This is a genomic window from Streptomyces sp. DT190, assembly GCF_049846985.1.
Lineage (GTDB): Bacteria > Actinomycetota > Actinomycetes > Streptomycetales > Streptomycetaceae > Streptomyces.
Genome location: NZ_JBNCNM010000011.1, coordinates 1 through 25,142, shown reverse-complemented (window position 1 = coordinate 25,142; position 25,142 = coordinate 1). Strand labels below are relative to the sequence as shown.

Here is a 25,142-nt window from a genome sequence, read left to right as displayed (position 1 = left end):
GCGAACGTGGATGCAGGGCGCCGGTCGGGCGCTCACGGCCGGAACCGCGTGCGCTAGACCCGGCTCGGGCCACGTCGGCGCCGCCTCACTGAAGCCGGTGCTGCGGGTGCCCCGAAGGTGAGCCCGTCCTCTTCATGGACGGCGAGCTCTCGGACGGCCGTCATCTGACAGGAGAAGTGGCTGGTTCCAGGTGGTCTCCTGTGGGTCAGGCTGGGACGATGCGGGGATGTCGAGCGAATCGGGGGAGCCGTCAGCCGCGGAGTTGGCAGAGGGCATGCGCTCCGCGCTCATACGGGCTCAGTGGGATCCGGAAGGCGATCCGGCGGTAGCCGTTGGTGTGCTGGCCGCCTTGGTCGAGGGCGTATGTGGTCCGGTCGCTACGGTCGCCGCCGGAAGGCTCGTATTCGACTCGGAGGCGATGGGGAAGGCGTACCTGTTCTGCGCTTCCGTGAACAAATCCATTGACCGTAATCACCGGGCACGGGCGCCTGATCACCGAGGCCTGCCCGCCGCCGAGCATCTCGCTCTCTTGCGGCCCTTGTTGTCCGGATTCCATCGGCAGCAGCAGGAAGTGCTACGGCTTCTGGACCAGGAGTTTCCACCCTGCAACTGATCAGCGCGAGCGCGCGGAGCGGGGAGTCTCGTCGCAAGAGCACCAAGGGCTGCCGCGCGCCAGTCGTCACTGTGCGCGCCCGGCCCGGCCCCGCCTCCTGGTGGACGGTTCGCCGGAGGATTAACCGCAGTTGGGCGGGGGCCTGTTGCGGCCTTCGCGCTCTACGCTCCTGTTATGACCACTTGGTACGTCCTCGTGGAAGAGGACACACGGGAGACCAAGAACGCCGAGGGCTCGGAACTGCGGCTTTATCGCTGGAAGTTGGTGGCCACCCGGGGCGGCGGTCCGACAGCTGAGGAGGCAGCTGCGGAAGCGGAGCGGCTCGCTCTGCAGCATGTGCCGGCCGTGATCGCCAGGCACGCCAAGCCTGGAGATGAGCCTGCCAGGGAGGCTTATCGCACTCCTGATGGTGCATGGGTGGTGTCCGTCAGGCAGCGGGGCCGGGAAGCCCACATGAGAGTGAGTGTCGCCGAACTCGTCCACAAACAGAGCGAGTCCGAGGCTCCGAAGGAGCCTTCTGCGAGCTGGAGGGAGAAGCTGCGCGACATCTTCTGACGCCCAGCCGACAACGGGTGCCGGGTGCTCGCTTCCCGGCGCCGGCTGCGTCGCCTTGCGCCTTCGCTGCCGACGCCGGTCGGCCACTCTGGCGGCAGACAGGCCGAACCCGTACGGTCGCCGTCGTGTCAGGCGTGGCGGCCAGCCTCCCCGTGGCTACTCGGCGGGCTCGGCGATCAGCGCCGTGGCCACAGTACGGAAGCCGAGCCGGGCATAGAGCCGGGCGACGTCGTCGTCGCCCGCGGACAAGAAGATGGTCCGGATGCCCCGTGACCGTGCGTCGGCCACCAGTGCTGCGGTGACCGCACGTCCAAGACCCCGACGGCGTGCGGACGGCAGGGTCCCCACCCCGACGATCTCGGTGACCGCTCCGACCGGCTGGTGCTGACCGGCGCACAGCGCCGTGCCGTCCTCCACCGCGGCGGCGACGCACGTCAGACCGGCCAGGATGCGTGCCGCCATGCGTTCCACCGATCCGTCACCGGCGCGGTCACGCACCGCCTCACCCAGTTCCGCCAAACCAGCCGCACCGACACCGGTGCCGGGCTCGGCGAAGGCCAGATGAGGCACGGCCAGCGCGCTCGGCAGCAAGGGGTCGTCCGGCCCGATGGTGCGGATCGGCACGCCGTCGGCGACTTCCGGCGCTGCGGGAGTCGGGGCGTCCGGGTCGAGCACCATCAGGGGGTGCTCGTGCACCGCAAGCCCTGCCTGCTCGGCCGCGGCTCGTAGCGCGGGCGTGGTCTCGGCGACCCACTCGAAGCTCTCCGGGATGCCCAGTTCCCGCTGCCGGGCGCGAACTCGGTTCACATCGGCGGCACTCACCGCTTCGGAGCATCCCAGGGTCGGACGGGCGTAGAAGGGCCAGCCCCGCCCCTCTCGTACGAACACGCTCAGCGGTCCGAAGGCTTCGACTCGGGCGTCGGAGCGGGGAACCGCGTCGTAGTACTGCTCAAGCCGGTCCAGCAGCTCACGGCGCTCCATCAGTTCCGCAGACGTCACGCCGAGCATCCAAACAGAAGCCCGGGAGCCGCTGCCACCGGATTTGGCAGGGCGCCGCGATCGTCGCTGTGCCGTTGGGCGGCAGCATCCTGAGGCGCGTCGTGGTGGGGGCGGAACGAGCCGTCCCGCCATCGCCTTCCCGGCGGTCCCCGACGTCGGGCCTGACACCGGGACGTCGCCCGAGTCGGCGCCATTGGGATTCCAGGCACTGGTGGGGTGTCAGGTCGGTCACCGACGTGACGGTCACCGGGAGGCATTGGCCGCGATCCTGTCCGAGTGGACGAAGGCCAGGGTCTGGGCCAAGCTCCACCGCCGGGTCCTCGACACAATCGGATCCTGCGACCCGTGGCGACCTCGGGTTGCACAGGGCAGCAGTTGCCCGTGGCGTCGTTCGTGCCGTCAGGCATCTCAGGCGCCAACCTCCATTCAGGGCACTGGCCATGGCCAGACCTCGGCCCTTCCGGTCATAGCGGCCACGCACGAGATCTTGAGGCCGCGAGTAGCTCGTGGCAGGCTCGTGCCGCATGATTGATGAATTCGCGAAGGACAACCTGCACGGGAGACTGCGGCGGGACCGCGAAGCGCTGCTCTGGAAGCTCGACGGCTTGTCCGAATACGACGCCCGCCGACCGTTGACAGTGACCGGGAGCAATCTCCTCGGTCTGGTCAAACACGTGGCCAGTGTCGAGGCCAGGTACTTCGGCGAGGTCTTCGACCGCCCTTCCCCGGAAGCGCTGCCCCGGTGGCAGGACCACGACGGCAGTGATCTGTGGGCGGCTGAGGACGAGACCCGCGATCAGATCATCGAGTTCTACCGGCGCACGTGGGAACACTCGGACGCGACGATCAACGAGCTTTCCCTCGATGCTCCCGGCCTCGTGCCCTGGTGGCCGGCTCCTCATGCCAATACGAACCTGTTCGCCGTCATGGTCCACGTCCTCGGCGAGACCAACCGGCATGCGGGGCACGCCGACATCCTGCGCGAAACCATCGACGGCCGAACCGGGATGCGCCCCGAACATGAGATGCAGATCGATGAGGAAGCCCGCGCCGCCTCCTACGCGAAGATCGAGCAGGCCGCCAGGTCGGCCGCATCGGCCAGAACATAGAAGGCTGTGCCTCGTGACTTGAGGCTCGAGCGGCATGATGGCGGCCGTGCGGGCTCATCTGTCGAACCGTCTGATTTCCGATGAGGTCCGGGAGCTGACACCGTCGGTTCAGCGTGTGGGGCGAGGCAGTGGTGTGGCGCAGACTGCACCTCGGTGCCACGGTGGCGACGACGGCGAGCACCCGCACCGAGGAGCTGGTCAGGAGCCTCGGCGCCGACATCGTCGTCGACTACACCAAGGAGGACGGTCGACGAGGATCTGCCAGGCCGCCAGAGCCACCAGCGGCACCGCGGCCGCCTCGTGGAGGGTCAGGGACCGCGGCTTCGGCGAGACGTCGGCCTGGTCGATCGCGATGAACTCGGCGAAGCCTCCGATCCGCAGGTCGCGGGGACGTGCGTAGACCTCGTCGCCGACGGCCAGGTCGCGCACGGCGGACCCGACCTGCGTCACGACGCCGGCGACGTCGTGGCCGAGCACGAAGGGCAGCTTGTACTTCTGGAGTCGTTTGAACTCCCCGTGGGCGACGGCGTCGCCGAGCGAGCACGGCCGCCGGCCGTCGCCCCGTCACGGCCCCGGCGTCGGCTCTACGTCCTGGACCGGGACCTGCGGCTCTACGCCGCCTGCGCCCCCCTTGGACCGCCACTCACCCGTGACGAGGCGTCAAAGCCCGATGTGAGGGCCATAATTCAATGAGTGGGGAGTCGCGCAGTGGAGGGGAGGCACGGGTGAGTTTCGTGAGCAGAGACCTGACGAAGGTCGAGGTGAGGCTTCGGTGGGATCCGAGTTCGCTGGGCGAGGCGCCTCGTCACCTCGACATCATCGCCGGGACCTATGCCGAGGCTGACCCCTGGGGGCGGCCTGTGTACCTCACCCACTACGACAGCCGGTCACCGGACGGCACCATCACGATGAACCGCCACAGCCAGACCGGTCAGGGGTTCGGCTACGTCGAGGTGATGGTCCTGGAGCTCGATCGGCTGGCGGCGGACTACAAACGCGTCGTCGTCGGGGTGGCGATCCACCAGAAGGAGGTCCCGCGCACCTTCGCCGACATGTCCAACGTCGGCGTCATGGTGGTCGAGGGCTATCGGGAACTGCTCACGGACGACTTCACAACCGTCGCCGACTCCACCGCGGCAACGGTGGCGGAGTTCGTCCGCGGTGAGACCGGAGCCTGGGCGATGCGCGCGATGATCCGCGGATTCGACAGCGATCCGGCGACCTTCGCCACCGAAATGGGCGGCACGCGAGAGTAACTGCGGATCCCATGGACGGGGGAGCAGGATCACGGGGACGCAGACCCCCGCCTCGCCAGGTCCACCGCCGTGCGGACGCCGGTGGCGTACTCCGACGGGCGCTCCCAGGCCGCGAAGTGACCGCCGGCGGGCTCCTCCGTCCAGGAGCGGACGTCGAAGAAGCGTGCCGCGAACTCGCGGGGCGCGTTGACGAGGTCCTTCGGGAAGATCGTGAAAGCCGTGGGGACGTCGATGCGCCCGGCCGGCTTCGACGCGCTCTCGGCGTAGGGGGTGAAGGAGGTGCCGATGGCACCACTGACCCAGTAGGCGGTGATCCATGTGAGCAACTCGTCCCGGGTGAACACCCTTTCCACATCTCCGCCGCAGTCGGTCCACGACCGCAGCTTCTCCAGGATCCAGGCGGCCAGGCCGGCGGGCGAGTCACCGAGTGCCACCGACAACGTGTGCGGTTTGGTGGCCTGTTCGTGCATGTAGCCGCCCTCCGTGGCCTGCCAGTGATGACCGTGCCGGATGTACGCCCGCTCCGCGTCGGACAGGTCCGTCGGCGGGTCCACCAGGAAGCGGTACTGCGAGACGTCCGTCAGGTGCAGGGCGGCGACGCGGTCGGGGTGAGCGGCGGCCAGTGCCTCGGCGACGTCGCAGCCCACATCGCCGGCGGACACGACGTAGCGCTCGTAGCCGAGCTCGGCCACCGCGTTCGCGACCGCTTCGGCCATGTCCCCGGACGACATGCCGCGGCGGGCGACCGGTGCGGCGAACGGGAAGCCGGGCAGGGCCGGGACGACCACGTGGAGGTCGGACAGCAGGGGCCAGACCCTCTCGAACCGCAGGACGGAGTCGGGCCACCCGTGCAGGAGCACCACCGCCACCGCGTCGGTGCGCGCCGCCCGCAGATGGATCGCCCGCACCGGTGCGTCGCCCCGGCCGGCGAGGACCCAGGGCAGGGCGCGCAGCCGGGCTTCGTGCTCGCGCCAGTCGTAGGAGTGGGCCCAGTAGGAGATGAGGTCCGCGAGGTAGTCGACGTCGACACCGCGCGACCAACCGAACCCGGTGGGGACGTCCACCCGGCGGTATCCGCGCAGACGCACGCGCAGGTCGTCGAGCACCGACTGCTCCACGGCGGGGGCGGCGGCCTGTTCCGTGCTGGTCATGGTCGGTCGTCCTCTCGTTCGTCTCAAGCGTGGCCCAAGTCCACATCCCGGTGATGCTCGGAACGCACTCTGAGTGCCGCCGATCCTCACCCTGTGCCCCCATCCGGCTGGCACCAGTGGCCCGCTGCGATGGTCTTCACCGAGGGCCCTGGCCGGTACGTCGACCCGGGCGCTATCCCGGGCGAGGGCCCTTCGCTTCCGGGAACCTGGGCTTCACCCAGGGCGCGGACCTGAACCGCTGGCCGTGTTTCAGGTAACGGGTGGTTCTTGGGCGGATAGGTCTTCAGCCAGTTCCCTGCAGCGCAGGCGGGCCGGGGAGAAGTCGTAGGGCATCTTGCCGGCGGCTTCGAGCACGCTCATGGAGTCAGTCAGCCTCCTGCTGCCGGAGCTGAGGTCGGGCCTCGTCCTCGCCGTCATCGGCGGTGGCAGGGGGCAAAGTGTCCCAGGCGTCGAAGAGGGCATCGTCGTCCAGGGCGATCCCGGCGTCTGCCATCTTGCGAATCCACAGCAGTCGGATCATGTCCTGGTACCCGTAGCGGCGGCGGTCGTCGCCGCCCCGCTCAGGCTCGGGGAGCAGGCCGATCTCGTGGTAGTGGCGGATCGCCTGCGGCGTGGTGCCGGCGAAGGCCGCCGCCTCACCGACCTTGACCTGGCGAGCGGCGGCCCGGTCCGCGGTCGCCGAAGATCTTGGCCAGCGTGCGCGTCCGGAACAGCACCACCTGGGTGATCACCTGCAACCCGATCCAGGACGCGGCGTACAGGACTCCGTCCAGGGCGGGCACGGTGTCGACGGGCAGGCTGTACGCCATCACCACGCGCAGCAGGGCGTCGCACAGCAGACCCACGCCCCACAGGACCGTCAGCCCGCGCCACACCCGCCGGAAGGCCGCGTCCGTCTCCCACAGCCTCTCCAGCACCGCCGTCCGCCCGGGCAGCAGCGTGCGCAGGGCCTGGTAGGTGAACGGCCGGGCGGTGCACAGCGTCACCAGCAGCCAGACGCCGGCGAGCGCCGTGAACAAGCCGTTGCGCGCCAGCGCGATACGCGGGTCGGACGTCATCAGTGACGCGACGGCGCTCACCAGGAGCAGGGTCGTGGTGAAGACGCCGATGGCGTCCAGCTTCCGTTGGCCGATCGCGGAGTAGAGCGTGTGCAGGGCCGGCGCGGAGCCGCTCAGCAGCAGGGCGGTGATCTCGCTCGTACCGGCGGCGCGCAGCACGTAGTAGAGCCCGACCGGCAGCACGATGTCGCACAGGATGGTGAGGGCGAATTCCCAGCGGGGGGAGGGTGTCTCCGGTGTCTCCGGTGTCTCCGGCGTTTCCGGTGTCTCGGCGGACGGGCCGGGAGGGCCGTCGGTGGGGGAGGCCGTGGGGCCGGGGCGGGGTGTGGGGGAGGTCATGAACGGTGCTCCTGTGGTCGAGCCGGCGGCCGGACGGCTCGGGGGAGGGGTGGGGGGACGCTAGGTCGGCCGGGTACAGCGATCGAAGATGTCCGCCAACTCCCGTGCCACGTCCTGGAGTTGCGTGCGCTGACCGCACAGGTGGTGGCGGAGTACGCTGTCGGTGGCGCCGCGTACGGCCAGAGCCATGGTGCGGCAGTCGAACGTGCCGAACTCGCCCGCCTCACGGCCCTGCTGGAGAAGTGTCACGAGGCACTCCACCGACGTGACGGTGTGCTCGATGTCGTCCAGACCGCTGATCCGCCCGTCCCGGACCATGCGGACGATCTCCATGAGCGCCCGTGCCTGGAGGGGGTGGCGGGCGACGAAGTCGAAGCTGGAGGTGATGTATGCGGTCAATCTCCCCCGGTGGGTCGTCTCCTCGGCGATCCGTGCGGCCGTCAATTCCCGCGCCTGCCCGATGACCGTGTGGGCGACCTCGGCGAACAGTTCCGGCTTTCCGGAGAAATGATAGGAGATCATCCCCGTGCTGCTGAGTTTCGCCTGCTGCGAGATCCTGGTGAACGACGCCTTCGCGTAGCCGCTTTCCGCGAGGGCTTCGATAGCCGCCTGGACTATCTGCGCTCGCCGTGCCTTCTGTGTGAATGTGCGAGTTTTCGCCTGAGCTACGTTGGCCATCATGATGTCAAATTAGCATGATCAGGTTTGGGTTTATCCCCATGAATTTCCGGCCTGCTTGGTCGCGCGTTCAATCGACCGAAAAGCGTCGCGCCGTGGCGCGCACGGCGTCCACCAGCTCCATCGCCGCGATCGCCTCCGCACGGACCTCGCTCTCCGCGACCCGGGCCCCGCCCTCGCGCACCTGCCGGGCGAACGCCTCCAGCAGCGACTGCAGTTGGTCCGCCGCGGGCAGCCGCAGATGCTCCTCGCGGTCCTGCTCCTCCACCACCACCAGTGGCTGATGAGCGGGCGGCGGGGTGAACGCCCGCGTCACGGTGACCCGGGCCCGGTCACCCCACACGGTGTACGTCGACGCGTAGGCGTGCTCGAACCCGAAGGCCAGCACGGCCAGCACACCGGACGGTGACACCAGCAGTGCCTGGCCGGACAGGTCGAGCCCGTCCTCGGCACGCACCCGCAGGGTGGCCCCCGCCACCTCCAGGCCGGGCCCCAGCAGCAGCGAGGCCGCCCGCAGGGGGTACACCCCGACGTCGAGCAGCGCGCCGCCGCCCAGCCGGGCGTCGTGGCGGATGTCGTCCTCGGGGAGCGGGGGGATGCAGAACGCGGCGTGGAAGGAGGCCGGCCGGCCGAGCCGTCCCGTCTCCATCAGGTCGCGGACGTAGGCGTGTTGCGGATGGTGCGGGAACATGAAGTTCTCCCGCAGCACCAGATCCCGCTCCGCGGCCAGCGCGCACAGCGCCCGCGCCTCGGCCGCGTCCACTCCGATCGGCTTCTCCACCAGAACGTGCTTGCCCGCCTTGAGCGCCTGCTCGGCGAAGCGGTGGTGCAGCCCGGTCGGCGTCGAGATGTACACCGCGTCGACGTCGGGCCTGTCCAGCAGGGCGTCGACGTCCGTCTCGGCCGCGCACCCGAAGCGCTCCGCGAACCGCCGGGTCTTGGCCTCCGAGCGGCCGGCCACGGCCGTCAGCCGCAGCCCGGGCGTGCGGACCACTGTGGGCAGCACCCGGCGCCACGCGATCGACGACGTCCCCAGCGCGCCCAGCCGGACCGTGCGCTCCCCGGCCCCCGTCACAGTGACCTCCAGGCGGCGATCAGCGTGCGGGCCTGGACGTTGAGGTGGTGGTCGTAGCGCAGCAGCTCGTCCACCTGGCGCAGCGACACCCAGCGGAACTCGTCGGACACCAACGGCAGATCGTCGTCGATCTCGATGACGACGTAGTGGTTCTGGGCGTGCAGGAAGCGTCCGCCCTCCTCCGAGAGCTTCACGTCGTAGACGGCGCCGGCCCGACGGGCGAGCACCTCGTCCAGGTACGCCGGCTGGAGGCCGGCCGGCAGGTGCGCGTAGTTCTCCGGCGTGCACTGCAGGGTCGGGCCCAGTTCCACCACCGACACGAAGCCGGGTTCGGCGCGGGCCCGCAGCAACACGTGCGGAACGCCGCGCCACCGCCGCACGAACAGGGCGGTCAGACCCGTTCCGTGCGGCTTCAGCAGCGGCTGCGACCAGGCCCGCACCTCCCGGCGGGCCGAGGCGACGTCCACCGCCACGATGCTGAAGTGCTGGCCGCGCTCATGGGACACCTCGGTGTCGCCCATGTTCCAGCCGCCGGTCTTCGACAGTCCGATCGCGGTGACCCGGACCTCGTGCTCGGCCCGGCGGCGGGTGATCCAGCTGCGGATGTCGGCGTCCGAGTGCACCGCCTCCACCGCCCGCGCCTGCGCCTGCCAGTCCGGCATGCAGGACAGCACGGTGCGCGCGTCCATGTTCACGAGGTTCTCCTCGCGCAGGAGCGCGTTGACCTGACCCAGTGTCAGCCAGGCGAAGTCCTCGCCCGCCTCGACGTCCGGACCCACCGTGATGATCATGTTCCGGTTTCGTTTCCGCAGGAACCAGGAGCCCTGCTCCGACTGCAGCACGTCGGCCACCACCGAACCCAGCTCGGGACGGCGGAAGCGATCGAGATACGGAACCTCCGAACCGCCGTGCACCCGCATGTAGTTGCTCTTCGTCGCCTGGACGGTCGGCGACAGCTGCACCCCGTTCACGTTCCCGGGCTCGGACTTGGCCTGCATCAGCAGATGCGGTATCCCGTCGAAGTCACGCAGCGCGATGCCCAGGATGCCGATCTCCGGCTGGTTGATGATCGGCTGCTCCCAGGCGGGCACCGGACCGAAATCCGAGGACACCCGCAGCCCGTGCACCGAGAAGAAGCGCCCGCTGCGGTGCCGCAGGTCACCGGTGAGGTCGTCGAAGGACCAGCCGTCGAGTTCCGCGAACGGAATCCGCTCCACCCGCTGCGCCTGCGCCCGGCGACGGTCCTCCAGCCACGCCGCCAGGTCGGCACGGGACAGCACGCCGCCGTCGACGGCCGCCGCGGACGCGGCCAGGCTCGCCGCGGTCGGCATCCGCATGGAGCGCGACGGCATCGGCGCGGTCGTTGGTGTCATGGATACGACCTTCTCTCATTCAAGGAGCCCGGCCATACGGACGGTGCACCGGCTGGAGCGCCGTTGTTCGCACGTCCGCACAGAAAGAACGGCACCCGCATCGAAAGGAGCGGCAGTCGAATGCCGCCGCCTCCAGCGTGCCCGCCGCAATTCGAGCATTCGCCTAGTCATTCCGTCTTGCGACCCGCTCCCCGGACTCGCTATGGGGCGGCACCGGCCGAGGGCCGAGACGGGCGGTGGCGGGATGCGCGGCGGCCGTGACAGCCGGGCTCCCGCGCCCGTCCCGGGACCGACCGGCGGCCCGGCCGGGGCCGGGTTCCGCACAGCACCGCGCACGCCTAGGAATTCCCCTAGAGCGTTTTGCGCCGCCGCCGAACACTCCCCGAGCGCGTGCGAACGTGAGGGCTGCTCCCGTCCTCACGCCCTCGGTATCTGGAGTGCCATCGATGAACGAGCCGGTGCCCACCGACCTCCGGAACGTCGTGCCGGGCCACGAACCCGTGGCCGTCGTCGGTCTCGCGTGCCGGCTTCCCGGAGCCGACGGACCGGCCGCCTACTGGGACCTTCTCACCGCGGGCCGCAGCGCCGTCGTCGACACCCCGGACGACCGCCGCGAGGGCACACCGGACGACGGCTGGCCCACTCCGAACGGCGGCACCGCCCCCCACCGCGGCGGATACCTCACCGCGCCCGCCGACTTCGACGCCGTGTTCTTCGGCATCTCGCCCCGCGAGGCCGACGCCATGGACCCGCAGGCCCGGCTCGCCCTCGAACTGGGCTGGGAGGCACTGGAGCACGCCGGTATCCCCGCCGCTTCCGCACCCCGCGCCACCGCCGTCCACCTCGGCGCGGACGTCTGCGACTACGCCGACGTCGTACGGCGGTCGGGCACCGAACCCGGGCACCACACCCTCACCGGGCTCAACCGCGCCCTCATCGCCAACCGGCTGTCCTACGCACTCGGCGTCAGCGGCCCCAGCATGACGGTGGACAGCGCCCAGTCCTCCTCCCTGGTCGCCGTCCAGCTCGCCTGCGACAGCCTCCGCCTCGGCGACTGCGAACTCGCCCTGGCCGGCGGCGTGCACCTCAACCTCAGCCCGGAAGGCTCCCTGGCCGCCGCCCAGTTCGGGGCACTCAGCCCGGACGGCGCGTGCCACACCTTCGACGCCCGCGCCAACGGCTACGTACGCGGCGAGGGCGGCGGCGTCGTCGTCCTCAAACTCCTCGACCGGGCCCTCGCCGACGGCGACCACGTGTACGCCGTCATCCGCGGCGGCGCACTCAACAACGACGGGACCGGCACCAGCCTCACCACCCCCGACGCCGCCGCCCAGCAGACGGTCCTGCGCACCGCCTACGAACGCGCCGGCGTCGACCCCGCCGACGTCGGCTACGTGGAACTCCACGGCACCGGCACCCGCGTCGGCGACCCCGTGGAGGCACACGCCCTCGGACAGGTCCTCGGCAACGCCACCGGCCGCCGGAGCCCCCTCGCCGTCGGATCGGTGAAGACCAACATCGGCCACCTGGAGGGCGCGGCCGGCATCGCCGGGCTCATCAAGACCGTGCTGTGCCTCTCCCACGGCCACCTCGTGCCCAGCCTCAACCACGAGCGGCCGAACCCGGCCATCGACCTCGACCGGCTCGGCCTGCGCGTCCAGCGGGAACTCGCCCCCTGGACCCCCGACGCCCCCGGGGTCCCGCTCCGGGCCGGCGTCTCCTCCTTCGGCATGGGCGGAACCAACGCCCACCTCGTCCTCGAAGCCGCCCCCACCCCCACACCCGAGGCACCTCGCCCTCCTCGCGGCGCCCCCGCCACCGTCCCCTGGCTGGTGTCCGCCCACACCCCCGAGGCCCTGCGCGCCCAGGCCGAACGCCTCGACGGCCACGTCCGCGCCCACCGGCCCGACCCGGTCGACACCGCCTGGTCCCTGCTCACCACCCGCACCCACCTGGAACACCGGGCCGTCGCCGTCGGCACCGACACCACGAGCCTGCTGGACGCACTCGCCACGGCCGTACCCGCCGGACCGGTCGACGGCGACATCGACCGGCCGGTGTTCGTCTTCCCGGGCCAGGGCAGCCAGTGGCACGGCATGGCCGCCGAACTCCTCACCACCGCACCGGTCTTCGCCGACCGCCTCGCCGCGTGCGGACGCGCCCTCGCCCCGCACGTCGACTGGGACCTCGAAGCCGTACTGCGCGGCGACCCCACCGCCCCGCCCCTGGACCGCTCCGACGTCGTCCAGCCCGTCCTGTGGGCCGTGATGGTGTCCCTGGCCGCCCTGTGGCAGGCGCACGGCCTGCGGCCCGCCGCCGTCGTCGGACACTCCCAGGGCGAGATCGCCGCCGCCTGCGTGGCCGGCGCCCTGAGTCTCGAGGACGCGGCGCTGGTCGTCGCCCTCCGCAGCAAGATCCTCGTCCCCCTGGAAGGCCGCAGCGGCATGGTGTCGCTCGCCCTGTCCCCGGACGCCGCCCGCGACTTCACCGCCCGCTGGGGCGACCGCGTCACCGTCGCCGCCCTCAACGGCCCCTCCTCCACCGTCGTCTCCGCCGACGCCGACACCGTCGCCGACCTCCTCGCCACCGCCGACCGGGAGAACGTACGGGCCCGCCGCGTCGGAATCGACTACGCCTCCCACTCGGCGCACGTCGAACCCGTCCGCGACGACATGCTGCGCCTGCTCGCCCCCATCACCCCGCGCCCGCCCCGGGTGCCCTTCCTGTCCACCGTCACCGGCGACTGGCTGCAAGGCCCGGCCACCGACGCCGCCTACTGGTACGACAACCTGCGCCGACCGGTCCTGCTCGAACCCGCCGTCCGCGCCCTGACCGCCGCCGGACACGGAGCCTTCGTCGAGGTCAGCCCGCACCCCGTCCTCACCGGCCCGGTCCAGCACACCGTGGAGGCGACCGCGGGCCGGAACCACGCGGTCGTCACCGGCACCCTGCGGCGCGACGACGGCGGCCCCATGCGCTTCCAGACCTCCCTGGGCGCCCTGTGGGCCCGGGGCGCCGACGTCGACTGGACACCGGTCTTCTCCGGCCTCGCACCCCGCCGGACCGAACTCCCCACCTACGCCTTCCAGCGGCGCCGCCACTGGATCTCCGGTGCGGACACCCCGGCCGCCCCCGACACCGACACCGCCCCGGCCCGTCACTCCACCGCCCCGGACCGGCGTGCGGCCACGTCGGACGCCACGCACCACGCCCCCGCCGGCCCCTCGGGCGCCGACCCCCTGCGCCTCGTCCAGGAGAGCACCGCCGTCGTACTGGGCCACCCGGACCCCGCGGCCGTCGACCCCCGACGCTCCTTCAAGGACCTCGGCATCGACTCCGTCACCGCCGTGGAGCTGCGGGACCGGCTCAACGCCCTCACCGGAGGCGACCTGCCCGCGACCGCGGTCTACGAGTACCCGACCCCCGCCCGCCTCGCCGACCGCCTGCGCGCCGTCGGCGACGAGCCCGCGACCACGCCACTCACCCCCGCCGGCCCCACCGGAGCCGACGACCCCATCGCGATCGTCTCCATGGGCTGCCACCTCCCCGGCGGCGTACGCAGCCCCGAGGACCTGTGGCGCCTCGTCACCGACGAGGCGGACGCCCTCACCGCCTTCCCCACCGACCGCGGCTGGGACCTCACCACCCTCTTCCACCCCGACCCGGACCGCACCGGCACCACCTACGTCCGCGAGGGCGGATTCCTGCACGACGCCGCCGAGTTCGACGCCGGGTTCTTCGGTATCTCGCCGCGCGAGGCGACGGCGATGGACCCCCAGCAGCGGCTGCTGCTGGAGACCACCTGGGAGACCCTGGAACGCGCCGGCATCGACCCCCGCACCCTGCACGCCACCCCCACCGGCGTGTTCGTCGGCGCCACCGCCCCCGAGTACGGGCCCCGACTCCACGAAGCCACCGAAGCCGTCGAGGGACACGTCCTCACCGGCACCACCGCCAGCGTGGCCTCGGGTCGCATCGCCTACGCGCTGGGGCTGGAGGGTCCGGCGGTGACCGTCGACACCGCTTGCTCGTCCTCGCTGGTCGCCCTGCACCTGGCCGTGCGCGCCCTGCGCAACGGCGACTGCTCCCTCGCCATCGCCGCCGGCGCCACCGTGATGTCCGGCCCCGGCATGTTCGTCGAGTTCAGCCGCCAGCGCGGCCTGGCCCCCGACGGCCGCTGCAAGCCGTTCGCCGCCGGAGCCGACGGCACCAACTGGGCCGAGGGCGTGGGCGTACTGCTCTTGGAGCGGCTGTCGGACGCGCGGGCGCGGGGGCATCGGGTGCTGGCTGTGGTGCGGGGTTCGGCCATCAATCAGGACGGCGCGTCGAACGGGCTGACGGCTCCGAACGGTCTTGCGCAGGAGCGGGTGATCCGTGCTGCGCTGGCGGACGCGGGGGTGTCGGCGGCGGACGTGGACGTGGTCGAGGCGCACGGCACGGGCACCAAGCTGGGTGACCCGATCGAGGCACAGGCCATCCTCGCCACCTACGGCCGAGACCGGGACGCCGGCCGTCCGCTCTGGCTGGGCTCGGTGAAGTCCAACATCGGTCACACCCAGGCCGCCGCCGGGATCGCCGGGGTCATCAAGATGGTCGAGGCGATGCGCGCGGGCGTCGCCCCCAAGTCCCTGCACGCCGAGGAGGCGACTCCGTACGTCGACTGGTCGTCGGGTTCGGTGGAGTTGCTGGGGCGGGCTCGGGAGTGGGAGGGCAGTGACGGGCGTCCTCGGCGGGCGGGGGTGTCGTCGTTCGGGATCAGTGGGACGAACGCGCACGTGATCCTGGAGGAGGTTGAGACGGCGGACGTGGTTGAGGCGGCGGAGCCGTCTGTGGGCGGGGGCGAGGCGGTCATTCCGTTGCTGGTGTCGGCTCGTTCCGAGGAGTCGCTGGCCGGGCAGATCGAGCGGTTGAACGCCTTCGTGGGGTCGGCTTCGGTGCGTCCGGTGGATGTGGCGTGGTCGTTGGTGACGTCGCGGTCGGTGTTCGAGCATCGGGCGGTGCTGGTGGCGGGTGAGCCGGTGGCGTCGGGTGTGGTGTCGGCGTCGGCTGGTTCGCCGGTGTTCGTGTTCCCGGGTCAGGGGGCGCAGTGGGTGGGGATGGCGGTCGAGCTTCTCGATTCGTCGCCGGTGTTCGCGGCGCGGTTCGCGGAGTGTGCTGAGGCGCTGTCGCCTTTTGTGGACTGGTCGTTGGTTGATGTGGTGCGGGGTGAGGGGGATGCTCCGGGGTTGGACCGGGTGGATGTGGTGCAGCCGGTGTTGTGGGCGGTGATGGTGTCGCTGGCGGCGGTGTGGGAGTCGTTCGGGGTGCGGCCGGCTGCTGTGGTGGGTCACTCGCAGGGTGAGATCGCTGCGGCGGTGGTGTCGGGCGCGCTGAGTGTCGAGGACGGTGCGCGGGTGGTGGCGTTGCGGTCGAAGGCGATCGTGGCGCTGGCCGGGCGCGGTGGGATGGTGTCGGTGGCGCTGTCCCATGAGGACACCGACGCTCTGATCGGCCGGTGGGAGGGCCGGATCTCGGTCGCGGCGGTCAACGGGCCCACCTCCACAGTGGTGTCTGGCGATGCGAGTGCGCTGGACGAACTGGTCGTGCATGCCGAGGAGTCGGGTGTGCGGGTGCGTCGTGTCGAGGTGGACTATGCCTCGCATTCGGCGCATGTGGAGGCCATCGAGGGCGAGTTGGCCGAAGTCCTGGCTACCGTCGCGGCGGGGGAGCCGTCGGTGCCGTTCCTGTCGACGGTGACGGGGGAGTGGGTCACCGATGGTGAGACGGACGGCGGGTACTGGTATCGCAACCTGCGGCAGACGGTGTTGCTGCAGCCCGCGATCGCCGCGCTGGTCGCCGACGGGCATGGTGCGTTTCTGGAGATGAGTCCGCATCCGGTGCTGACCGTGCCGGTGGCGGAGACCGTGGAGGCGGCCGGTGCGGACGCCGTGGTGGTCGGTTCCCTGCGGCGGGGCGAGGGCGGCTTGGACCGTCTGTACGTGTCGTTGGGTGAGGCGTGGGCGCGTGGTGTCGCGGTGGACTGGACGGCCGCCTTCGAGGGGCTGTCCCCGCGCCGTGTCGACCTGCCCACCTACGCCTTCCAGCGCCGCCGTTACTGGCTGGAAGCGCCGAAGGCCGGGGAGAAGGCCGCCGATCCCGTCGAGGAGCAGTTCTGGCGGACGGTGGAGGAAGGCGATCTGTCGGAGCTGGCGGAAACCCTCGGTGTCTCCGACCAGGACGGGCTGCACGCCGTCGTCCCGGCACTGGCCGCCTGGCGCAAGGCGCGCCGGGAACGAGCCGCGGTGGACGGCTGGCGTCACCGGGTCGAGTGGCGAGCCCTTCCGGCTGCGGCCGCCCCGGTCGCCGTCGAAGGCACCTGGCTGCTCGTCGTCCCCACAGCCGCCGAGGGCGGCACCGTGGCCACCGCGGTGCGGGCCGCACTCGAGGACCGAGGTGTCCGCACCCTGACCCTCGCCGTCGCGTCCGGGGACATGAACCGGGCGGACCTTCAGGCGCTGCTCGGCCGGACCGTTGGTGTCGAGGCGGTCACCGGTGTCCTCTCCCTGCTGTCCCTCGACACACGGCCGCACCCGGAGCACCCTGCCGTTCCGCTGGGACTGGCCGGCACCCTCGCCCTCGTCCAGGCACTCGGTGACGCGGGGATCGAGACGCCCCTGTGGTGTGTGACCCAGGGGGCCGTGGGAACGGGCCCGCACGACGCGCCGACGTCCCCCGTCCAGGCCGGCGTCTGGGGCCTGGGCCGGGCAGCCGCTCTGGAGCATCCCAGGCGGTGGGGCGGTCTCGTCGACGTCCCCGCGACTCCCGCCCCCGGCACCCTCGCCCTGCTGCCCGACGTCATCGCCGCGGGTGCCGAGGAGGACCAGGTCGCCCTGCGAGACGGCAAGGCGTACGGCCGCCGGCTCGTCCACGCCCCCACGGGCGGCAGGACGGCCCCGCGTGTCTGGACGCCGCGCGGCACCGTCCTCGTCACCGGAGGCACCGGCGCGCTGGGCGCCCACGTCACCCGCTGGCTGGCCGACAACGGCGCCGACCACGTCGTCCTCACCGGACGGACGGGCGACGGCCCGCACGTCGAGGAACTCCGCACCGAACTGCGGTCGCGCGGCACCCGGATCACGGTCGCCGCCTGCGACACGGCCGACCGCGAGGCGGTGGCCGGCCTGGTCGATCGCCTCGCCGCGGACGGCACCCCCGTACGCTCCGTCGTCCACGCGGCCGGCGTGAGCGTGCTCGGGCCGATCACGGAGGCCGGCGTGGACGACCTCGCGGCCACCCTCTCCGGAAAGGTGCTGGGCGCGGAACACCTCGACGCGGTCCTCGACACCGAGCGACTGGACGCCGTGGTCTACTTCTCGTCCATCTCCGGCACCTGGGGCGTCGCCGACCACGCCGCGTACGGCGCCGCCAACGCCATCCTCGACGCCCGTGCCCAGCGCCGCCGAGCCGACGGGGCCCATGTCCTCTCCGTCGCCTGGGGACCCTGGGCGGGCGGTGGCATGATCGCCGAGTCGGTGCAGGACGACCTCCGGCGCAGGGGCGTCCCCGTGATCGAGCCCGCCTCCGCGATCGCCGGACTCCAGCAGGCCCTGGACCACGACGACACCTGTGTCGCCGTCGCCGACGTGAACTGGAGGCGCTTCGCCGAGGTCTTCACCTCCGTGCGCGACAGCGCACTCCTGCGGGAGCTGCCCGACGCCGTGGCGGCCCCCTTGGACGAAGGCGGCGAGGGGACCGACGCCCGTGGCTCCACCGGCGCGCTGGGCGACATCGCGGCACTGGAGCCCGCCCGCCGGCCGGCCGCACTGCGCGCCCTGGTCAGCGCCCACGTGGCCGCCGTACTCGGACACACCCCCGCCGAAGCCGGCGCACTTGGCGACGAGACCGCCTTCAAGGACTTGGGCTTCGACTCCCTGACCGCCGTCTCCCTGCGCGACCGGCTCAACCGCGCCACCGGGCTGACCTTGCCCACCACGGTCGTCTTCGACCACCCCAGCATCACGGCCCTGGCCGCCTACGTCGACGAGCGCGCGTTCGGCCGGACGGAGCGGGAGCCGCAGCGGGCGACGGCTGCCGACGCGGGCGGCACGGACGAGGTCCGCGCGGACGACCCCATCGCGATCGTGTCCATGGGGTGCCGTTTCCCCGGCGGTGTGCGCAGTCCCGAGGACCTGTGGCGACTGGTCGCCGACGAGGTGGACGCCATCACGCCGCTGCCGGCCGACCGCGGCTGGGATCTGGACGCCCTGTACGACGCCGACCCCGACCACCTGGGCACCAGCTACGTCCGGGAGAGCGGATTCCTCGACGGGGCGGCCGAGTTCGACGCCGGCTTCTTCGGTATCTCGCCGCGTGAGGCGACGGCGATGGACCCGCAGCAGCGGCTGCTGCTGGAGACCACCTGGGAGACCCTGGAACGCGCCGGCATCGATCCCAAGGCGCTGCGCGGCAGTTCCACGGGTGTCTACATCGGCCTCACCGACCAGGAGTACGCCACCCGGCTGCGCGCCGCGTCCGGCGACAACGAGGGTTACCTCGCCACGGGAGCCGCAGCCAGCGTGGCCTCGGGTCGCATCGCCTACGCGCTGGGGCTGGAGGGTCCGGCGGTGACCGTCGACACCGCTTGCTCGTCCTCGCTGGTCGCGCTGCACCTGGCCGTGCGCGCCCTGCGCAACGGCGACTGCTCCCTCGCCGTCGCCGGGGCCGCCACGGTGATGGCGGGCCCGGGTGCGTTCGTCGCCTTCAGCCGTCAGCGGGCGCTCGCCCCCGACGGCCGCTGCAAGCCGTTCGCCGCCGACGCGGACGGGTTCGCCCTCTCCGAGGGGGTGGGCGTGTTGCTGCTGGAGCGGTTGTCGGATGCGCGGGCGCGGGGGCATCGGGTGCTGGCTGTGGTGCGGGGTTCGGCCATCAATCAGGACGGTGCGTCGAACGGGCTGACGGCTCCGAACGGTCCTGCGCAGGAGCGGGTGATCCGTGCTGCGTTGGCGGACGCGGGGGTGTCGGCGGCGGACGTGGACGTGGTCGAGGCGCACGGCACCGGTACCAAGTTGGGTGACCCGATCGAGGCGCAGGCCCTCCTCGCCACCTATGGCCGAGACCGGGACGCCGACCGTCCGCTCTGGCTGGGCTCGGTGAAGTCCAACATCGGTCACCCCCAGGCCGCTTCGGGCATGGCCGGCGTCATCAAGATGGTCGAGGCGATGAGGGTCCGAGCACTGCCCAAGTCGCTCAGGGCCGAACGGCCCAGCACGATCGTGGACTGGTCGTCGGGTTCGGTGGAGTTGCTGGGGCGGGCTCGGGAGTGGGAGGCGCCGGATGGGCGTCCTCGGCGGGCGGGGGTGTCGTCGTTCGGGATCAGTGGGACGAACGCGCACGTGATTTTGGAGGAGGTTGAGACGGCGCCCGTCGCGGAGGCCGGGGAGCCGTCTGTGGGCGGGGGCGAGGTCGTCGTTCCGTTGCTGGTGTCGGCTCGTTCCGAGGAGTCGCTGGCCGGGCAGATTGAGCGGTTGAACGCCTTCGTGGGGTCGGCTTCGGTGCGTCCGGTGGATGTGGCGTGGTCGTTGGTGACGTCGCGGTCGGTGTTCGAGCATCGGGCGGTGCTGGTGGCGGGTGAGCCGGTGGCGTCGGGTGTGGTGTCGGCGTCGGCTGGTTCGCCGGTGTTCGTGTTCCCGGGTCAGGGGGCGCAGTGGGTGGGGATGGCGGTTGAGCTTCTCGAGTCGTCGCCGGTGTTCGCGGCGCGGTTCGTGGAGTGTGCTGAGGCGCTGTCGCCTTTTGTGGACTGGTCGTTGGTTGATGTGGTGCGGGGTGAGGGGGGTGTGCCGGGGCTGGACCGGGTGGATGTGGTGCAGCCGGTGTTGTGGGCGGTGATGGTGTCGCTGGCTGCGGTGTGGGAGTCGTTCGGGGTGCGGCCGGCTGCTGTGGTGGGTCATTCGCAGGGCGAGATCGCTGCGGCGGTGGTGTCGGGCGCGTTGAGCGTCGAGGACGGTGCGCGGGTGGTGGCGTTGCGGTCGAAGGCGATCGTGGCGCTGGCCGGGCGCGGCGGGATGGTGTCGGTGGCGCTGTCCCATGAGGACACCGACGCTCTGATCGGCCGGTGGGAGGGCCGGATCTCCGTCGCGGCGGTCAACGGGCCCACCTCGACGGTCGTCTCCGGTGATGCGGACGCGCTGGACGAGTTGGTCATGCGTGCGGAGCATGAGGGCATTCGGGTGCGTCGTATTGAGGTGGACTACGCCTCGCACTCGGCGCATGTCGAGGCCATCAAGGGCGAGTTGGCCGAAGTCCTGGCCCCGGTGGTGGCCGGGGAGCCGTCGGTGCCGTTCCAGTCGACGGTGACGGGGGAGTGGATCACCGGTGGTGAGACGGATGCCGGGTACTGGTACCGCAACCTGCGCCAGACGGTGCGGTTGGAGCCGGCCGTCCGTCGGCTCGCCCAGTCCGGGCACGGTGCGTTCCTGGAGATGAGTCCGCATCCGGTGCTGACCGTTCCGGTGGCGGAGACGGTGGAGGCGGCGGGTGCCGATGCCGTGGTCGTCGGTTCCCTGAGGCGGGGCGAGGGCGGCCTGGACCGCTTGTATGTGTCCCTGGGCGAGGCGTGGGCGCGTGGTGTCGCGGTGGACTGGACGGCCGCCTTCGAGGGGTTGTCCCCGCGCCGCGTCGACCTGCCCACCTACGCCTTCCAGCGCCGCCGTTACTGGCTGGAGGCGCCGAAGGCCGAGCAGCGGAACTCCTCCGATCCGATGCAGGAGCGGTTCTGGCGCACGGTGGAGGAAGGCGACCTGGAGGAGCTGGCCACCACGCTCGGGGTGTCCGACCGGGACGGGCTGCGAGCCGTCGTCCCGGCGCTGGCGGCCTGGCGCAAGGCGGGCAAGGAGCGGGAGACGGTGGACGGCTGGCGGTACCGGGTGGTCTGGCGACCCCACGAGCTGCCCGCCACCGCGCCCCTGCCCGCCACCGCGCCCCTGCGCGGCACCTGGCTCCTCGCCGTCCCCGAGACGTGGACCGACGGCGAGCTGATGCCGCGGACACGGGATGTACTGGAAGAGGCGGGCGCTGACGTCGTGTGCCTCACCGTGCCCGAGAACGCGGATCGGGCGGTGGTCGCCGACCGGCTGGCCGCCGTCACCTCCCCTGCGGAACCGCCCGCGGGAGTGCTGTCACTCCTCGCGCTGGACGACACCTCCGACAAGCGGAGCAACGGCGTCTCACGGGGCCTTCTGGCCTCCATGGCCCTGAGCCAGGCACTCGCGGACGCCGGACTCGCCACCGCCCTGTGGACGGTGACGCGGGGAGCGGTCGCCGTGGACGCGGCCCCGGAGGCGCCGAACGCCGGCCAGGCCGCCGTATGGGGCCTGCTGAGGGTGGCCGCGCTCGACGATCCCGAGCGGTCCGGTGGCCTCGTCGACCTCCCCGCCGGAGACGGGGCGCACGCGCTGCTGTCCCGCCTGCCCGCCCTGCTGGCCGGGCCCGGCGCAGGCGACGGCGCAACAGGGGGCAGGGAGACGGAGTTCGCTGTCCGCGCCGGTGGTGTCCGCGTCCGGCGCATGATCCGCTCGCCCCGGCGCCCGGAGCCGACGGCCGCCGGTTCCGTCTGGAAGCCCCGTGGAACCGTCCTCATCACCGGAGGCACCGGTGCGCTCGGCGCCCACGTGGCCCGTGACCTCGCCCGCGACGGCGCCGGTCACCTGCTGCTCACCAGCAGGCGCGGCCCCGACGCCCCCGGCGCGGCCGAACTGGAGCGGGAGCTGACCGCCCTCGGCTGCCGGGTCACCATCGCCGCCTGCGACGTCGCCGACCGCACCGCGCTCGCCGCGCTCCTGGCCGGCGTACCGGACGACCTGCCGCTCACCGCGGTCGTCCACACTGCCGGGGCCGTCGACCTGGCCAGGCCCCTCACCGGGATCGACGCGGACGAGGCCGTCGACCTCATGCACGCCAAGGTCGTCGGCGCCCAGAACCTGCACGACCTGCTGAGCGACCGGCCGCTGGACGCCTTCGTACTGTTCTCCTCCGGCGCCGGGGTCTGGGGCAACGGCGGACAGGCACCGTACGCCGCCGCCAACGCCCACCTCGACGCACTCGCCCAGCGACGCCGGGCCGCGGGACTGCCCGCCACCTCGATCGCCTGGGGCGCCTGGGCGGGCGGCGGCATGGTCGACGCCGAGGTCGCCGAGCAGCTCCTGCGCCGTGGCGTGCCCGCCATGGAGCCGAGGCCCGCCGTGCGCGCGCTGCGCGAGGCGGTCGCGGACGGTGAGACGACCCTGGTCGTCGCCGACATCCGGTGGGACCGTTTCGTACCGGCGTACTGCGTGCACGGTCACCGGCCGCTCATCGACGAGGTGCCCGAGGTCCGGGACCTGCTGGCGGAACGCCGGGAAGAGGAGGCCGCCCCGGAGACCGACACCGCCGCGGCCCACGGACTGCGCGGGGAACTCGCCGCTCTGCCACCCGCCAAGCGGCACCGACGCCTGGTCGACCTGGTCCGGACCCACGTCTCCACGGTTCTGGGCTCCGGCGACGGCGTCAGGGCGGGCAAGGCGTTCCGCGACATGGGCTTCGACTCGTTGACGGCGGTCGAACTGCGCAACCGACTCGGCGCGGCGCTCGGCACCCGCCTGCCCGCGACGATCGTGTTCGACCACCCGACGCCGAAGGCGCTGGCCGACCACCTCGAAGCCGAGCTCTTCCCGGACACCACTCCCGGCGACGCCCTCGACCCCCGGCTGCGGGAGATCGAAGCGGCCTACCGGGCCGCGGCCGACCCGGCCGACAGGCAGGAGCTCGCGAACGCGTTGCGCGGCCTGCTGGACAGCTGGACGGCACCCACCGACGAGCCGGCGCAGACGGCCGTCGACGAGGAACTGGTCGGCGCCTCCGACCAGGACATGTTCGACCTGATCGACAGGGAACTCGGGATCTCCTGAGCGGTCCCCCGACACGATCTCCCGATTCTCGAAGGGCTGACTGCCATGGGCAACACGGACACCACCGAGGACAAGCTCCGCGAGTACCTCAAGCGCGTCACCACCGACCTGCGCCAGACACGGCGCCGGCTCACCGACCTGGAGACGCGGGCGCACGAACCGATCGCCATCGTGGCGACCGCCTGCCGTATGCCCGGCGGCGTGCGCACCCCCGAGGACCTGTGGCAGGTCGTCGCCGACGGCGTCGACACCGTCTCGGACCTGCCGACCGACCGTGGCTGGGACCTGGACGCGCTCTACGACCCGGACCCCGACCGGGTCGGCACGAGCTACGTCCGCCAGGGCGCCTTCCTGCACGACGCCGCCGAGTTCGACGCCGGCTTCTTCGAGATCTCGCCGCGTGAGGCGACGGCGATGGACCCGCAGCAGCGCCTGCTGCTGGAGACCACCTGGGAAGCGTTCGAGCGGGCCGGCATCGATCCGACCACCCTGCGCGGCAGCGACACGGGCGTCTTCATCGGCGCCAGCAACCAGGCGTACGCCAACGACGGCACGGGCGCCCCCGAAGGCGTCGAAGGGCATCTGCTGACCGGCGGATCCGCCGCGGTCCTGTCCGGCCGTATCGCCTACAGCCTCGGCTTCGAGGGCCCCGCCGTCAGCCTCGACACCATGTGCTCCTCGTCGCTGGTCGCGCTGCACCTCGCGGTCCGCGCCCTGCGCTCCGGCGAATGCTCCATGGCCGTCGCCGGCGGTGCCACCGTCATGGCCACCATGCGCAACTTCATCGAGTTCAGCCGTCAGCGCGGACTCGCGCCCGACGGCCGCTGCAAGCCGTTCGCCGCCGGAGCCGACGGCACCGGCTGGGGCGAGGGCGTCGGCGTGCTCCTGCTGGAGCGGCTGTCGGACGCACAGGAGCGCGGCCACCAGGTCCTCGCGGTGGTGCGGGGCTCCGCCATCAACCAGGACGGCGCGTCCAACGGTCTCACCGCGCCGAACGGTCCCTCGCAGCAGCGGGTCATCCGCGCGGCCCTCGCGGACGCCGGGGTGTCGGCGGCGGACGTGGACGTGGTCGAGACGCACGGTACCGGCACCAAGCTCGGCGACCCGATCGAGGCACAGGCGCTCCTTGCCACCTACGGCAGGGAACACGACGCCGACCGTCCCCTCTGGATCGGCTCCCTGAAGTCCAACATCGGTCACACCCAGGCCGCCTCGGGCATCGCCGGTGTCATCAAGATGGTCGAGGCCCTGCGGCACGACATCGTCCCCAAGTCCCTGCACGCGGACGAGCTCACCCCCCACGTCGACTGGTCCTCCGGCACGCTGCGCCTGCTCACCGAAGCCGTCGCATGGCCCGAGCACGACCGGCCGCGCCGCGTCGGCGTCTCCTCCTTCGGCGGCAGCGGCACCAACGCACACGTCGTCATCGAACAGGCGCCCCCGGTCGAGGAGTCGGAAGCCTCCGGCGCCGAGCGGCCCGACACCGAGCGGCCCGGGACCGTCGTACCGTGGCTGCTGTCCGCGCGCTCCGAGACCGCGCTGCGGGAGCAGGCCCAGCGGCTCGCCGAGCGCGTGCAGTCCGCGGACCTCCGCAGCGCGGACGTCGCCCACACCCTGGCCACCGGCCGTGCCGCCCTGGAGGAGCGCGCGGTGGTCGTCGGCGCCGACCGCGACGCCCTTCTGGACGCCCTGCGCGCTGTGGCCCGCGGCGAACAGCCCGCCAACACCGCACGCGGCGTCACCACGAGCCCCGGCGAGACCGTCGACCCGGTGTTCGTGTTCCCGGGACAGGGGGCGCAGTGGGTGGGGATGGCGGTGGAGCTGCTCGACTCCTCCCCGGTGTTCGCGGCGCGGTTCGCGGAGTGCGCTGAGGCGCTGTCGCCTTTTGTGGACTGGTCGTTGGTTGATGTGGTGCGGGGTGAGGGGGATGCGCCGGGGCTGGACCGGGTGGATGTGGTGCAGCCGGTGTTGTGGGCGGTGATGGTGTCGCTGGCGGCGGTGTGGGAGTCGTTCGGG

Annotated in this window: 12 protein-coding genes and 3 pseudogenes; 7 read left to right on the top strand and 8 right to left on the bottom strand. The window is 72.0% G+C overall.

The features are described from left to right. Positions 1 to 226: 226 nt before the first annotated feature. Together ACPXCS_RS20250 and ACPXCS_RS20245 are read left to right on the top strand one after the other, a co-directional pair. Positions 227 to 613, top strand: coding sequence for a hypothetical protein (locus ACPXCS_RS20250; RefSeq protein WP_425948214.1), 387 nt, complete (start codon positions 227 to 229; stop codon positions 611 to 613). Between the two features lie 174 nt (positions 614 to 787). Then, positions 788 to 1,168, top strand: a complete 381-nt coding sequence (locus tag ACPXCS_RS20245; RefSeq protein WP_425948216.1) for a hypothetical protein — start codon at positions 788 to 790, stop codon at positions 1,166 to 1,168. A gap of 156 nt (positions 1,169 to 1,324) precedes the next feature. On the opposite strand, the gene ACPXCS_RS20240 is transcribed toward ACPXCS_RS20245, so the two are convergent. Then, positions 1,325 to 2,176 (bottom strand): GNAT family N-acetyltransferase, encoded by an 852-nt coding sequence (locus tag ACPXCS_RS20240; RefSeq protein WP_425948217.1) that lies wholly within the window; start codon positions 2,174 to 2,176, stop codon positions 1,325 to 1,327. 217 nt (positions 2,177 to 2,393) lie between these two features. On the opposite strand from ACPXCS_RS20240, the pseudogene ACPXCS_RS20235 reads away from it, so the two are divergent. Next, a pseudogene (locus ACPXCS_RS20235) lies at positions 2,394 to 2,504 on the top strand (IS5/IS1182 family transposase); the annotation flags it as partial. Between the two features lie 187 nt (positions 2,505 to 2,691). Then, positions 2,692 to 3,276 carry a DinB family protein gene (locus ACPXCS_RS20230; RefSeq protein WP_425948219.1) on the top strand — a complete coding sequence of 195 codons (585 nt, stop codon included), beginning with the start codon at positions 2,692 to 2,694 and terminating at the stop codon, positions 3,274 to 3,276. 243 nt (positions 3,277 to 3,519) lie between these two features. Here ACPXCS_RS20230 and ACPXCS_RS20225 read toward each other — a convergent pair. Beyond that, positions 3,520 to 3,801: pseudogene (locus ACPXCS_RS20225) on the bottom strand (alcohol dehydrogenase catalytic domain-containing protein); the annotation flags it as partial. A 164-nt stretch (positions 3,802 to 3,965) separates the two neighbouring features. Here ACPXCS_RS20225 and ACPXCS_RS20220 point away from each other — a divergent pair. Continuing rightward, complete coding sequence (locus ACPXCS_RS20220) at positions 3,966 to 4,532, top strand: TerD family protein (protein ID WP_425948221.1); 567 nt, start codon at positions 3,966 to 3,968, stop codon at positions 4,530 to 4,532. 29 nt (positions 4,533 to 4,561) lie between these two features. On the opposite strand, the gene ACPXCS_RS20215 is transcribed toward ACPXCS_RS20220, so the two are convergent. From ACPXCS_RS20215 to ACPXCS_RS20190, 6 genes and pseudogenes are all read right to left on the bottom strand, one after another. Then, complete coding sequence (locus ACPXCS_RS20215) at positions 4,562 to 5,683, bottom strand: epoxide hydrolase family protein (RefSeq protein ID WP_425948223.1); 1,122 nt, start codon at positions 5,681 to 5,683, stop codon at positions 4,562 to 4,564. Positions 5,684 to 6,086: 403 nt separating this feature from the next. Further along, positions 6,087 to 6,338, bottom strand: a pseudogene (locus tag ACPXCS_RS20210) (MerR family transcriptional regulator); the annotation flags it as partial. Next, entirely contained in the window at positions 6,319 to 7,080 is a 762-nt protein-coding gene (locus ACPXCS_RS20205) for a VC0807 family protein (RefSeq protein WP_425948225.1), read from the bottom strand. The gene ACPXCS_RS20205 and the pseudogene ACPXCS_RS20210, both read right to left, overlap by 20 nt. A gap of 60 nt (positions 7,081 to 7,140) precedes the next feature. Beyond that, the gene (locus tag ACPXCS_RS20200) at positions 7,141 to 7,761 is read right to left on the bottom strand and encodes a TetR/AcrR family transcriptional regulator (protein ID WP_425948226.1); all 621 of its coding nucleotides are present in this window, start codon (positions 7,759 to 7,761) and stop codon (positions 7,141 to 7,143) included. Between the two features lie 67 nt (positions 7,762 to 7,828). Next, positions 7,829 to 8,833 carry a Gfo/Idh/MocA family protein gene (locus ACPXCS_RS20195; RefSeq protein ID WP_425948228.1) on the bottom strand — a complete coding sequence of 335 codons (1,005 nt, stop codon included), beginning with the start codon at positions 8,831 to 8,833 and terminating at the stop codon, positions 7,829 to 7,831. Beyond that, positions 8,830 to 10,206: an NDP-hexose 2,3-dehydratase family protein gene (locus ACPXCS_RS20190; RefSeq protein WP_425948229.1), complete on the bottom strand. Its 1,377-nt coding sequence runs from the start codon at positions 10,204 to 10,206 to the stop codon at positions 8,830 to 8,832. The genes ACPXCS_RS20195 and ACPXCS_RS20190 overlap by 4 nt, the downstream gene beginning before the upstream one ends. 446 nt (positions 10,207 to 10,652) lie before the next feature. Between ACPXCS_RS20190 and ACPXCS_RS20185 the strand changes: the two genes are divergently transcribed. Further along, on the top strand, positions 10,653 to 23,126 hold the full coding sequence (locus tag ACPXCS_RS20185) for a type I polyketide synthase (protein WP_425971000.1): 12,474 nt from the start codon (positions 10,653 to 10,655) through the stop codon (positions 23,124 to 23,126). 45 nt (positions 23,127 to 23,171) lie between these two features. Continuing rightward, positions 23,172 to 25,142, top strand: a 1,971-nt coding sequence (locus tag ACPXCS_RS20180) for a type I polyketide synthase (protein ID WP_425952338.1), incomplete at its 3' end; no start/stop codon positions are given.

Coding starts and splice junctions, on each gene's coding strand:
- ACPXCS_RS20240 (WP_425948217.1), bottom strand. CDS start 2,176: ATGCTCGGCGTGACGTCTGCGGAACTGATGGAGCGCCGTGAGCTGCTG.
- ACPXCS_RS20250 (WP_425948214.1), top strand. CDS start 227: ATGTCGAGCGAATCGGGGGAGCCGTCAGCCGCGGAGTTGGCAGAGGGC.
- ACPXCS_RS20245 (WP_425948216.1), top strand. CDS start 788: ATGACCACTTGGTACGTCCTCGTGGAAGAGGACACACGGGAGACCAAG.
- ACPXCS_RS20220 (WP_425948221.1), top strand. CDS start 3,966: ATGAGTGGGGAGTCGCGCAGTGGAGGGGAGGCACGGGTGAGTTTCGTG.
- ACPXCS_RS20190 (WP_425948229.1), bottom strand. CDS start 10,206: ATGACACCAACGACCGCGCCGATGCCGTCGCGCTCCATGCGGATGCCG.
- ACPXCS_RS20230 (WP_425948219.1), top strand. CDS start 2,692: ATGATTGATGAATTCGCGAAGGACAACCTGCACGGGAGACTGCGGCGG.
- ACPXCS_RS20185 (WP_425971000.1), top strand. CDS start 10,653: ATGAACGAGCCGGTGCCCACCGACCTCCGGAACGTCGTGCCGGGCCAC.
- ACPXCS_RS20215 (WP_425948223.1), bottom strand. CDS start 5,683: ATGACCAGCACGGAACAGGCCGCCGCCCCCGCCGTGGAGCAGTCGGTG.
- ACPXCS_RS20205 (WP_425948225.1), bottom strand. CDS start 7,080: ATGACCTCCCCCACACCCCGCCCCGGCCCCACGGCCTCCCCCACCGAC.
- ACPXCS_RS20200 (WP_425948226.1), bottom strand. CDS start 7,761: ATGATGGCCAACGTAGCTCAGGCGAAAACTCGCACATTCACACAGAAG.